The following is a 12049-nucleotide window of genomic DNA, read 5'->3' on the forward strand; positions in this document are numbered from 1 at the left end:
TCAGTCCTTTGAAGTGTCGGGGGCAGACGGAAAGTGTTGGAGCCCGCCTTTTGTGAACATTATTGAAATAGATCCCGATATGACCATCAAGGTAATTCCTAACGGCACTAACCAGGGAAAAGCCACGTGCCAGCTATAATACTGTAATGCCCCCATCATGACGGCCATGCCTGCCAGAGAAACAGAAAATCCCGTTAACGCATCTTTCAAGCATGCTGATGGATACAGCATTCCAAACAGGAACGTGCCTAGTGTTGGCCCATAAGACCATCCTGCGACTGTTAAGCCCAGAATGACCGCTGATTGTCGGCTTCCTGTGAACCACAGCGCAGTCAAGACAAGGGCAAGGCTGCACACCAACGTTAGGACCCGCGGTGCGAACAGCTTACCCTGCCCTAAATTTAAGCGTGTTTGGCACGTCTGAAGGACACGTGCAGGTAAAGGGCCAAAATCCGTTAAAACGGCACTTGCCATTGCGTTCAGTGTAGATGATAGCGAACCCATCGTTGCGCTTAATACACCTGCCAGGAGCAATCCGCCCAAGCCTGCCGGTAGTCCTGAAACAATAAAAGTCGGGAAAAGGTCGTCAGGAGAATGCAGCCCCAGAGACACGACAGAGGTGCCTCCATTGCGTATCCAGAGCTGCACGCCGATTAGGGACAGGATCCCAAACAAAAACGCGATAACAAAAGCACTTCCCATCAATGCAAAGCGCGCATCTCTCAAGCTTCGTGCAGCCAGAAGGCGCTGAACCATGAGTTGGTCAGTTCCGTGAGAGGCAACTGAGAGAATAGCCCCTCCGACTAACGCGGCTAACAGCGTAAAAGGATCAGACACCAGGTTGCCCATAGTCATATGATGGAAAGGTGCCAGATGCCCTGATCTCCAGGCACTGGACCAACCTTTAGGAGAGATCTCGTTATTCAGCAGTACAACACAGATGACTGCGCCAAAAAGATAAATGCACAGCTGAATAGTATCAGACCACACGACCGCGCGAAGACCACCCATCATCGTATAAGTCAGTGTAAATACCATAATGATGCCCATGACTAAGGCGCGGTTTATGCTGATCCCTTCATGATCAAGCATCCACATGATTGGGATAAGCCCTGCCGATAAACGAACGCCTTCCGCAAGCAGTCGCGTTATCAGGAATGCGGCTGACGCGGCTCGCTGCAATCCAGGACCGAAGCGATGGCCCAGATACTGGTAAGCACTCGTCATGCGCCCTTGTGCATACAGCGGTAAAAACCATATGGTCACGATTAAACGGCCAATAAAATATCCTGCTGCGAGCCCCAGAAATACCATACCGCTTCCATAACTTACTCCCGGAATGCTGATGAATGTCAGGGTTGAGGTCTCGGTAGCAACCAAAGACAGGCAGATCGCCCACCACGGCAGGTCATGAGCGGCTGAGAGGAAATCTCCTGATGACTTCTTTCGACGTGAAAGCGTGATCGCCAGCACAGGCAGTGCAATGAAATACGCACAGATTACAGCAATGTCGGCAAACTGCATGAATGTTTCCTCGTAAACCTCAACTGCCATAGAACCTTAATAATACCAAAAAAATACCTGATAACTCGCTCCTGCCCTTCGCCTCAGATATGGAAACACGCATTCAAGCTCTACTTTAGATCTCTGTTTAAAATTGCTCATGCGATCGATGAGCGCTTGGGATAGTCCTGAACATTTCCCGAGCGCTCATTTTTTCGTGTGTCTCAAAATCCAGAGGAGACCGAGACAATTCCTGCAAATCCGCCTGCGACGTTGTAAGTTGGTGCGCTGGCGGCGATCGCTGTGCCATACACGCCCGTCGTGGCATGAGCGTTCGTTGCAACAGAATACGTCGAAGAGAGGTAACCCTTGTTACCAAGCCCAAGATTAACCAAATTTAGCTGAATCTGCGGGCGATGCAGGAAACCAACAGACTGAAATCTGTAGCCAAAATTCATATTCAGAGTTTCATATGCTGGCATCTTCTCATCGTTCATAAATGTGGAGTATTGACTTCCAACATAGTTGAACAAAAGGCCACCAAAGGCGCTGCCATTGTCATACAAAATTCCGACGGATGCTGTGAATTCCGGCGTATTAACAGCCAGTTTTTCCTTAGTTCTCAGATAATCACCGCTGGATGCTCTCAAGTTATTATCGATCGTTGCGTGGATATACTGGCCTGAGATGTAGGGGCTGAAATGATGCCAAGGCTTCAATCCCAGTTCAATAGTTGCTCCGCGCGATGTTTGACCGCCGCCATTAATGGATGAACTCACTCGCGTTCCGCCCACGACTTCTGTCGTAGAAACCTGACGGTTTGTAAAATTATAATTAAATAGGGCAATATTGACGTTTAAGAAGCCATGGTGGCGATATCCAAGCTCTTCAGAAATTGCGTACTCCGGCTTTAGATTTTGTGCATGGCCACGCGTTTGTTTGCCAGTGGCGACGCTGATAAAATCAGCGTAGCTCGGCCAACCGGCAGGTTCGGCAAAGCCAGTTGTTCCGTTAACGAAAATTTGGTCATTCGGTGTGATCTGATAACTTGCCATCACTTGAGGAAGCGGCACGGCGTCGCTATTGCCATTTCTGTATGACGGTAGCCCAGGCATGATTTGTGTGAGTTGTCTTGTAATCATGCTTTCTTTGAATGCGGCAGAAAGCTTTAAGCGGTCATTTAGCGCACTATATTCATCGACAATGTACGCCGTATTTGTCTGCTGCATGAAGTTGATATTGTAACTGTGCAGCACGTCTCCCGCCGCAGAAACAACCGGGTATTTTCCAGACATGCTGGCGATACTACCGTTCGCATCCGCCGCAGCATATGTTGCAGCTTCGGGCTGCGCAAAATATGCGTACCAGTACCCGACCGTTAGAGTATTGTGACCATGTTTCCATGACAACGAGGCATTGAGCCCGGCATTGTTTTCTTTGAACGTGTCCGTAATTGAAACGGGGAAAGAGCCGTTATAGGATGGGGATACGTTCAGGTTCCCGGCTGGAATGTTTCCGTAATAGCTGCCAGTATTGCTCAGACTGCTACCGACGTCTCCATACCCATCGGAATGCATGTAATAAGGGGTCAGGTGAGCAGTTAGTTGATGTCCCAAGTCAAAACGCATCGGAGCGCCGATCGTAATGGCGTTTCGGACGTTCTGCTGGAAACGGTAATAATTGGCGCTACCTGGGATATAGTCCTTTTCCCAGTTAAAATTGGTACCATACTGCTTCCACTGAGTCAGTGTCGGGAAGCGCGGATAGAAACTGGTTGTGGTGTTGTATGAAACCAGTAGTTCCGCTCCGCTATGTCCCCACTCTTTTACGGTCTTGTTGTCCATATGATAGCGGGTTGTGTAGCCCGGACCGCGCCAGTCTTCTGCATGCGTATGGGAAAAAGATGCATAGGATCGGATGCCGGTATGCCCGATTTCTCCGGTATCTATCCGAAAAAATTCACGGTCGAGACTGTAGGACCCACCGCTGAAGTCTGCATAGCCCCCAGCATGATCTGAAGGTGTTCGCAGAGTCTGTGTCAGTTCACCACCGACAGCATTATACAGGGGAGATGTAGGTGAAGCTGAGCCTTGCGTCAGGTCTACGCGAGCCAGGTTTTCGTTATCTACGTTCTGCGTTGTGTAAAGCTTGTAATTCGACGGGTCCGCAGCAGGAATTCCGTCCATCAGATAGCCAATTTCAGTTTGTGCCATCCCTCGAACCGTAAGGTTGATGCGTTGATCATCAAGTCCGAGTGGATCATTTCGCCCGACGGCCACACCAGGCATGCTGGCAATCATGGATGCGGTATTCTGCGTCGGCGGCTGATGCGCAATAAAGTCTCGAGTAAAGGCACTCCGGGCCTTGGGTACAGTCTGAACAGGCATCATACCCGCTCCTGCCGAATGCCCGCTCGCTCCATCGGGAGCATTTTTCGCCGTTACCTTTACTTCTTCAGCGTCACCCGAAGCGGAAATGGATTTTTCTTTTTTATTTTCGGATGCAGCCTGCGACGTAGATTTTGCCTCTACGGAAGCCGTTGCCCAAACGGCACACCCTACCCCCAGCATAAGAACCTTACGATAACGCATCGTTCTCTCTCCCAAGCCTCAGCACGTCATAGGCAAACCATGAATAATACCTTTCTAATACCTATTAATTACGATTGTAAACCGATTCGGCCTTTGGCTCCTTGTTACTGAATTTTTTTGACACAAGAGGGAATATATTTTCAGGAAAACCTCGAGAAAACAAATTTATGAGATTGATAAATTAGTTTGAAGAGTAATTTTAATTAATCATTATTAGTTATATAAAATAAATTCTATGCGTAAATTTATATTACTATCTATATTTATTTTATATAATAAATTATTATTTGGGCTGTCTCTATGATTATGCCTTTCTAATTAATATAGAAAAGCATAATAATTTTTAAGCTATAAGAGACTGATGCGGCTTACTAGCAAAATACCCCTCGCGAGAGGTAACCCAACTTGATCAGTCTTCAGATGTTTCCGACGCGTTGAAATGCCCTTCAAACGCCAGTTCGTTAAGACTGGCCCGACTGGAGGGCTGCTCACGTTTCCGCAGCTCCTCTGAGAGGTTCTCCCCATTCGCCTGCTTTCCAATGACCAATGCTGCATGAAGCTGATAGTCTTCCGGTAATTCCAGGCCTGCATGGGCGAGATCATGATCAAAGCCACTGATAGGATGAACAGCCCACCCTGCTTGAGATGCTTGTAACTGAACAAGGACAGAAGCCGCGCCGGCATCAAATGCGTGCGTCGTCAGAGGAGATGGCTCGCCAGTTCGACTTGAGATGGTAATCGTTCTGGATGCGACAAACACGATAGCCGATGCGTTTTCTGCCCATGACCGGTTAAATGGGATTAACCACGATAGAAAACGGTCCCATTCTGGCGTGTTGCGCCGAGTATAAATGAAACGCCACGGCTGACTATTATACGCTGAAGGTGCCCACCGTCCTGCATCGAGAAAGGCCAGAAGATCCTGAGGATCAATATCTACCGAACTAAAAGACCTCGGAGACCAGCGATTAAGGATGAGCGGTTCGACAGAAGAATGAGCGGTGCGCTCAGGAGCGGTCGTCATAAATATAGCCTTTTTAAAAGAAATGCTCATGCGTCATGAACACCCAGCGCATTGAGCAAGGTTGTCCGGAGAGCCTCAAAATCACCATCGGAGTGTTTTCTCGGCCGTGAAAGAGGGATTGGAAGATCGACCCGGATCTGCCCTTGTTCGAGCACAACGGCTCGATCTGCAAGTAGCAGTGCCTCATCCACATCATGTGTGACAAGAAGAACAGCGCAGCCATGTTTCTTCCAGAGGTCGGCGACCAATTGCTGCATTTTCAGACGTGTGAGTGCGTCAAGCGCCGCAAAGGGTTCATCCAGTATGAGAAAGGTAGGTTCCCGCACAAGTGCCCTGGCTAGGGCAGCCCGCTGCGCTTCACCACCGGAAAGGGTCGCAGGCCATGCATTGGTTCGATGTGACAGTCCCACTTCTTCCAGAACGACTTCTGCGCGCTGCCTGGTACCCGCGTCTTCTTGGCCTAGAACAATATTTTTCCAGACTTTTTTCCAAGGCAGCAGCCGGGATTCCTGGAAAACGACCGAAACGCGTTGTGGTCTGGTCACAATGCCCTCTGTCACTGGATCAAGTCCTGCAAGTGTTCTCAGGAGAGTTGATTTTCCTGAGCCGCTATGTCCGAGCAACGCTACGAATTCACCTGGAGCTATGGCCAGATTGAGTCTGTCCAACACGGGATGGCCGCCGTCGAAGCGCTTTGTCAGTTGTTGGATGCTAACTGCTGCCTCTTGTGGAGCAGTTTTCAAAGCAGTCATGTCGTGTGCTTCTTTTCTTTGCTGGGGCGCCAGGCCAAGAATATGGCTTCCAGAAAGCGGATAATTTGATCTGACAGAAGACCGAGGATCCCGTAGACGAGAAGTCCGACCAGAATGATATCCGTGCGCATGAAGTCCTGCGCATCCATCATCATATGGCCAATCCCGCTTTCGGCATTCACCTGCTCTGCAACTACAAGCATCATCCAGGAAACCCCTACGGCGTACCGCACGCCTGTCAGGAAATCTGGTAGCGCTCCCGGTAGAAAAATGTCCCTGATTGTTTGCCAGCGTGACAGGCCTAGTGTGGACCCCATCTCCAGAAGTTTAGGGTCAATGGAGCGGATTCCACTGTGAAAATTCAGATAGATCGGAAATATGGCGCCTAGCGCGACGAGCAGAATTTTAGGCGTTTCACCAATTCCAAACCACAGGATGAATAACGGAACCAGCGCCAGCGCAGGAAGGGTACGTAATATTTGTAGGGGCGCATCGACAATGTCCTCACCTACTTTGGACAGGCCTGAGAGAAGAGCCAGCAAGACGCCTAAGGTGAGAGCTAGTGCTAACCCGCTGGCAGCCCGCAGAAGGGAGATACCAAGATTATATGGCAACGTTCCGTCAAGGGTGAGCGCCCACCCTGTGACAGCTATCTGTGCAGGAGATGAGACAAGTCGCGTTGACAAGAAACCTGAGGAGCACGCTGCCTGCCAGCAACAGACCAAAAAAACGGGGGACGCGTATCTCCGCAAAGACGCAAGGCTTGCAAACGACAATGGCCCTTTTGGAACTTCGATGGCGCTTCGCGTCTCGGTCAAGACGACGGTGTCTGACATTGGCTTGCTCCACAACCGAAAGAAGCAATGATTGTTTCAACTGTGCGCGGAGATGTCAGATGAATATTCTAAATGTGAGAGTTTTACAGGACTTGACGATCGTCACGCGACCTTTTCTGTCCGACACGCGGGCGTGTGCAGCTTTTGTAACGGGATAATCCAGAAAGAAGAGCGTGTGTTGTGTGAGATATTTTCAGCCCTCGGTTTCCGTGTCCCGTCAAAGATGTTGTAATCTCGGCCAGACTGAGATCGGAGATCCCCCCATGGGTGACAAGCCATTTTTAGAGCACTGCCTCTCAGAGGGCATGGACGAGGTTCTCAAAAAGCTCATTCCATTGTTCGAAGAGCGGGCTGCGCGGTATGACCGGAGTGGCAACATTTCCCTCGAAAACCTTCAGGATCTTCAAGATGCGGGTTTTTTATCGCTTGCTCTTCCCAGAAGCGCAGGCGGCCAAGAGATCTCACTGAGAACGATAACCAGGATTGTCGGACAGATCGCGCAAGGAGATCCGTCAACTGCCCTTATTCTGGCAATGCAGTATCTTCAAACTGCAGCTTTTGCTCATTCGTCCGAGTGGTCAGAAGAGGTCAAACAGGAGTTATTCGAGAGTGTTCTTCAGGAGGGGGCGCTCATCAATGCTCTGCGTGTAGAGCCGGAGTTAGGAACGCCTGCCAGAGGCGGTTTGCCAGCTACGACTGTCAGTCAGCGCGGACAAGCCTGGTGCATCAGCGGCCGCAAAATCTTCTCAACAGGATCGACTGCCCTGCAATGGGGAATTGTCTGGGCCAAAACGGACGAGACTGACCCCAAGGTTGGTCCTGTCTTGGTTCCGCTGGACCTTCGAGGTGTCCGCATTGAGAAAAGCTGGCACCAGATGGGTATGCGCGCGACCGGAAGCCATACGATTATCTTTGATAATGTAGAAATTCCAGAGCGATACCTTGGTCTGCTCTCAGCGTCTGCGTCAAATGAGGGGCGCCCGAATGTAGCCATTGCCAGTTGGCATGCCATTCTTATTGCTTCGCTGTATAATGGTATTGCTGTGGCGGCCCGTAATTGGCTGATTAACTTCCTGCACCAGCGCGTCCCGTCCAATCTAGGGGCGTCTCTAGCGACTTTGCCACGGTTCGAGGCTCTTCTTGGCGAAATCGACGCACTGCTCCTTTCTAATGCCGGCCTCATCGACCAAGCCCTTCATCTCCAAGAGCAAGGTATGGAAATCACCATACTGGCGGGTCTAACCAAGCACTCGGTCACTGAAAACGCCATCCTTGCCGTGGGCAAGGCGGTGGCAGCCATTGGAAATCCTGGTCTGAGCCAAGATAATCCTTTGGAGCGCCACTATCGGAATGTCCTGTGTGGGCGAATTCATACGCCTCAGGGAGATAGCGCTCTTCTGGCGGCTGGCCGCGAAGCACTGAAAAAACAAAACTAGGCTCGTTGGGACCGTTTGGGTCAATCAAAAAGGTCAGGTTCAAGGGCCACAATCCAGTCCCACAGGGGCTGAAACGAGTAATAGGCCCCTTCTGCGCTCCCCACCTGCCCGGCAGTCAGTTTTGCAATGTCTGGTGCGATGAGTTTTAGAGGGCCAGCAGCCTGTGCCAGAAGCTGTGTGTGTGCAGCGTTATCCATGGCTAAAAACCACCAGGCTACGGCTTCCACGGTAGGTCCTGCGGTCAGAAGGCCGTGGTTTTGCAGTATGAGGGCTTTTTTGCCGCCCAGAGTTCGCGCAAGGCGATCGCCTTCTCCGTCATCCAGAACAACCCCGCTGAAGGGATTGAAGATTGCATGATCTTCATAAAACGAGCAGGCATCCTGAGTAATCGGAAGAAGCTCGGTTCCTAAAGCTGAAAAGGCCTTCCCGTATGTCGAATGGGTGTGGGCGGCCGCAATGATGTCCGGTCTGGCACGATGAAGCGCAGAATGAATAGTGAATCCAGCCGTGTTGATAGGTCGCTCTCCAATCAGGATATTGCCGTCGTGGTCTACCAATTGAAGATCCGAAACCCGGATTTGCGAAAAATGGACAGCGAGGGGGTTGATCCAGTATCGATCCGGAAATTCCGGATCTCGCGCGGTAACATGGCCAGCCAGGCCTTGATCAAATCCATATCGACTGAATAATCGAAATGTTGCGGCCAACCGCTGTTTTCGATGAAGACGTTCTTCTTCAAAAGTTTGTGCGGGCATCCGAGGCTGCAAATGGAAAGTTCTTTTCCTGAAGCCATTTTCAGAGCTTCTAATATTTTGTGATTTGGTAGTCATAGTCATTTTCCAACACTGAAATAATTTCGTCTATTTTCTTGAGATTTTCATCCCCTTTTCACCGTTGAGCTGGTCTTCTTTTTTAATCAAGGCATGCACTCGGGGTAAAAGATCCCGGCCATATTCAAAAGCATCTATGATTGGATCAAAACCGCGGATTAAAAATGTCGAGATTCCCAGGCGATAGTAATCAAGAAGCGCATCAGCAACCTGATCTGGCGTTCCGACAAGGGAGGTTGAATTTCCTTTTGCCCCTGTCAGAGCGGCGAGGCCGGTCCAGAGGCGTTTATCCAGCCGCACCCCTTGCTCAGCGGCGGCTAAGAGTCGACGGGATCCCTCATTTGGAATGCATGTGGCCCGGGTGTAACCCGTCTCGTTCTGAAGAGACCGGGCTTTGGCAAGAATATAGTCCACTTTGGCCCAAGCCTTCTCTTCTGTATCTGCCAGGATGGGACGCAACGACAGCGAGAAACGAATGGTCCGTCCAGCCTTATCCGCAATAGCGCGTACGCGAGCGATGGTTTCCCGTACTTGCTCGTACGTTTCTCCCCAAAGTGCATAAACATCTGCTAGCTGTCCGGCGACAGCGATGGCTTCGTCTGAAGAACCGCCAAAATAGATTGGGATGGTGTGACCCTGATAAGGCAATACGCGTGATTGACCGCCATTCACGCGATAAAATTTGCCCTGATAATCAAAGGGGGAATGACTGCTCCATTCCTGTCTTAGGATTTCTATATATTCGTGCGTCCGGGCGTAACGCTCAGCTTTGGTCGTATGGTCTCCGTCAGCCTGGAGCTCAATATCGCTTCCACCCGTGATGATATGCACGGCAGCACGTCCACGGCTGATGTGATCGAGAGTTGCGAACTGTCGGGCTGCAAGCGTGGGAGTTGTGAAGCCAGGACGATGCGCGACCATGAGTCCAAGACGCCCTGTCGTGGCTGCAACGTGCTGTGAAAGCAGAATGCTGTCAGGAGAGTTTGAATGGAAGGCTACCAGAACCCTGTCGAAACCAGCAGCTTCATGTGTTTTCGCCGCAGCTTCAACGTGAGCAAGATCAATGACCGGGCCATGAGCCGGAATGATCTCTGAATGATTGCGACTGCCAACAAAGCCGATGAAGTCCACAGACACGTCACAGCCTCCTTAAAAAACGATATTATATTGTTGTATTGACAATATACACTTTTTTGTACGTCATGACTCAAGTGAAAAATATAAATACAACTACATAATATAGTTTTATGTCTTGTTCGCCTTGGAGTGTTGCTATGTCCACCTCTTCTCTGCCCCAGCGCATGGCACGCAATGTTCCGACTGAGCTTTTGCGTTCTTTTGTCGCAATTGTTGAAGCTGGTTCCATGGCTCAGGCGACCGAAACCATTTTTCTGACTCAGTCAGCTTTAAGCCTTCAGATGAAGCGTTTGGAAGACGTGCTTCAACAAAAGCTGTTCAGACGTGATGGACGAAAGCTGGTTCTGACGCCTGCGGGTGAAGAATTGGTGGCATATGCCAGGCAGCTTCTCACTCTCAATGACCGCATCATGCATAAACTTGGGCATGTTTCTGATCCTGAGCCGATAACCGTTGGGATGGTGCAGGATTTTGCCGACACGCTCCTACCGGATGTGTTGGCGCGTTTTCGACTGGAACATCCCCGGTGCCGTCTGACAATCCGCGTAGGCGGCTCAGTGGAGTTGCTGGAGATGTTTGACCGCTCCCGGCTGGATATTGTCCTGTGCCTTGGCCAACATGGCGATCGACCTAACTCAAGCTGGCGTATTGTCGGGCATGATAAAATGGTTTGGATAGGAGATCCCAGCACTTTGGATCAGCCTGAAATTCCTCTGGTTTTGTTAGAGCCGCCATGCCGCTTCAGGGATGCCGCGCTTGGGACCCTAGGGAAGGCCCGCCGTGATTATCGCATCGTTCTCGAAACGCCACACCTTCCTGCCATGCGTGCCGGTGTCCGGAGCGGCTTGGGTGCCAGTTGCCGAACGCGTCGCTTTGCTGCTGCGGAGGGGCTTTCTACTCTTCCTGCCGGATTACTCCCTGAAGTTCCAGAAATCGAGACCATATTGATTCAGAGAAACGGCCTGCCCGATGCAGCGCAAGATCTAGCGGAGTTACTTGTGCAAGCAGCTTCTGACCAATGAGTAAAGCCGAAGTGTCATAGGCAGCAGGCTCTCTGGTGCCTCGTGAGGCGCTTACCAATTTCCTCGGCAGATATGCCGTCCTGAACCCTAAAGCTAGTAAAGGTAGTTTTCATGTCACATAACCCTGCCGCCGCGTTGCTCCCCGAGCACAGTTCTTCCCAAGTTAGTCAGGAAGAGTTTCGTGAGGCAATGAGCCTACTTGGAGCACCAGTCGTTCTGGTCACGACAGACGGCCAGGGTGGACGCCAAGGACTTACAGTTTCAGCTATTAGTAGCGTCAGCGATACCCCACCAACAGTGCTTGTCTGCCTGAATCGCAGCAATCGATCGCATCAGTCTTTTTTGCAGAACGGTATTGTAGGAATTAGTGTGTTGTCGCCAAATCACAGCGATCTGGCACGCGTATTTGCGAGCCGGTCTCTTGATGCTCAACAGAAATTTTCTCACGGAACATGGGAAATTGGTGAAACTGGTGCTGCGCTTTTGTCAGACGCTCTTGTAACGCTTGATTGTGTGATACGAACGATACATAGCGCCGGAACACATGATGTGCTCTTTTGCGAAGTTCAGTCCATATATAACAACCCTGAAGCCGAACATGGCCTTACATGGTTTTCTCGTGACTTTCATCACCTGCCGATCAAGAAGCAGTAAGAGCTATCAAGGTCATTTCTAACGCGCTCCCGCACTTGCGACACCCGCATATTGCGGGGATGCGTTGGATAAAATCCGAAGTATAATATTAATTATTAACAGAGTAGATTTTTAAAATTTCCCTCTTCTATTGTTAAATACTTTATTAAGACTCAAAAAAATTTTTCCGATAATATGCCTTATAAATGATATTTTTTCAAAATAAAAATAAATATTAAATTTATTATTTATAATATCCATTGCGTACAAAGTTATGTATGTCAT

The 12049-nt window shown here is 50.0% G+C and carries 10 protein-coding genes; 3 read left to right on the top strand and 7 right to left on the bottom strand.

The features are described 5' to 3' along the window. The 5 genes from HK24_RS08925 to HK24_RS08945 form a co-directional block, all read right to left on the bottom strand. On the bottom strand, positions 1–1524 hold the full coding sequence (locus tag HK24_RS08925; protein WP_233126196.1) for a sodium:solute symporter: 1524 nt from the start codon (positions 1522–1524) through the stop codon (positions 1–3). A gap of 203 nt (positions 1525–1727) precedes the next feature. Beyond that, a complete protein-coding gene (locus tag HK24_RS08930) occupies positions 1728–4094 on the bottom strand; it encodes a TonB-dependent receptor (RefSeq protein WP_086634174.1) in 2367 nt (788 codons plus the stop codon). A gap of 409 nt (positions 4095–4503) precedes the next feature. Next, positions 4504–5118: a nitroreductase family protein gene (locus HK24_RS08935; protein ID WP_086634186.1), complete on the bottom strand. Its 615-nt coding sequence runs from the start codon at positions 5116–5118 to the stop codon at positions 4504–4506. 26 nt (positions 5119–5144) lie between these two features. Further along, the gene (locus HK24_RS08940) at positions 5145–5870 is read right to left on the bottom strand and encodes an ABC transporter ATP-binding protein (protein ID WP_086634175.1); all 726 of its coding nucleotides are present in this window, start codon (positions 5868–5870) and stop codon (positions 5145–5147) included. Next, positions 5867–6706, bottom strand: a complete 840-nt coding sequence (locus HK24_RS08945; protein ID WP_086634176.1) for an ABC transporter permease — start codon at positions 6704–6706, stop codon at positions 5867–5869. The genes HK24_RS08940 and HK24_RS08945 overlap by 4 nt, the downstream gene beginning before the upstream one ends. A 263-nt stretch (positions 6707–6969) precedes the next feature. On the opposite strand from HK24_RS08945, the gene HK24_RS08950 reads away from it, so the two are divergent. After that, complete coding sequence (locus HK24_RS08950) at positions 6970–8142, top strand: acyl-CoA dehydrogenase family protein (RefSeq protein ID WP_086634177.1); 1173 nt, start codon at positions 6970–6972, stop codon at positions 8140–8142. A gap of 20 nt (positions 8143–8162) precedes the next feature. Here HK24_RS08950 and HK24_RS08955 read toward each other — a convergent pair whose 3' ends face one another. Together HK24_RS08955 and HK24_RS08960 are read right to left on the bottom strand one after the other, a co-directional pair. Continuing rightward, on the bottom strand, positions 8163–8978 hold the full coding sequence (locus HK24_RS08955) for a class II aldolase/adducin family protein (protein WP_369826527.1): 816 nt from the start codon (positions 8976–8978) through the stop codon (positions 8163–8165). A 24-nt stretch (positions 8979–9002) separates the two neighbouring features. Further along, a complete protein-coding gene (locus HK24_RS08960) occupies positions 9003–10109 on the bottom strand; it encodes an LLM class flavin-dependent oxidoreductase (protein ID WP_086634178.1) in 1107 nt (368 codons plus the stop codon). 137 nt (positions 10110–10246) lie between these two features. Here HK24_RS08960 and HK24_RS08965 point away from each other — a divergent pair, with 137 nt between their 5' ends. Both HK24_RS08965 and HK24_RS08970 read left to right on the top strand, forming a co-directional pair. Next, positions 10247–11131, top strand: coding sequence for a LysR substrate-binding domain-containing protein (locus HK24_RS08965; RefSeq protein WP_086634179.1), 885 nt, complete (start codon positions 10247–10249; stop codon positions 11129–11131). 111 nt (positions 11132–11242) lie between these two features. Continuing rightward, complete coding sequence (locus tag HK24_RS08970; RefSeq protein ID WP_086634180.1) at positions 11243–11785, top strand: flavin reductase; 543 nt, start codon at positions 11243–11245, stop codon at positions 11783–11785. Positions 11786–12049: the final 264 nt, after the last annotated feature.

Source organism: Gluconobacter sp. DsW_058, from assembly GCF_002153615.1.
Lineage (GTDB): Bacteria > Pseudomonadota > Alphaproteobacteria > Acetobacterales > Acetobacteraceae > Gluconobacter > Gluconobacter cerinus.

Bases quoted from the DNA above. Each gene is read 5' to 3' on its own strand.
- HK24_RS08955 (WP_369826527.1), bottom strand. From the start codon at position 8,978: ATGACTATGACTACCAAATCACAAAATATTAGAAGCTCTGAAAATGGC.
- HK24_RS08940 (WP_086634175.1), bottom strand. From the start codon at position 5,870: ATGACTGCTTTGAAAACTGCTCCACAAGAGGCAGCAGTTAGCATCCAA.
- HK24_RS08965 (WP_086634179.1), top strand. From the start codon at position 10,247: ATGTCCACCTCTTCTCTGCCCCAGCGCATGGCACGCAATGTTCCGACT.
- HK24_RS08970 (WP_086634180.1), top strand. From the start codon at position 11,243: ATGTCACATAACCCTGCCGCCGCGTTGCTCCCCGAGCACAGTTCTTCC.
- HK24_RS08945 (WP_086634176.1), bottom strand. From the start codon at position 6,706: ATGTCAGACACCGTCGTCTTGACCGAGACGCGAAGCGCCATCGAAGTT.
- HK24_RS08950 (WP_086634177.1), top strand. From the start codon at position 6,970: ATGGGTGACAAGCCATTTTTAGAGCACTGCCTCTCAGAGGGCATGGAC.
- HK24_RS08930 (WP_086634174.1), bottom strand. From the start codon at position 4,094: ATGCGTTATCGTAAGGTTCTTATGCTGGGGGTAGGGTGTGCCGTTTGG.
- HK24_RS08935 (WP_086634186.1), bottom strand. From the start codon at position 5,118: ATGACGACCGCTCCTGAGCGCACCGCTCATTCTTCTGTCGAACCGCTC.
- HK24_RS08925 (WP_233126196.1), bottom strand. From the start codon at position 1,524: ATGCAGTTTGCCGACATTGCTGTAATCTGTGCGTATTTCATTGCACTG.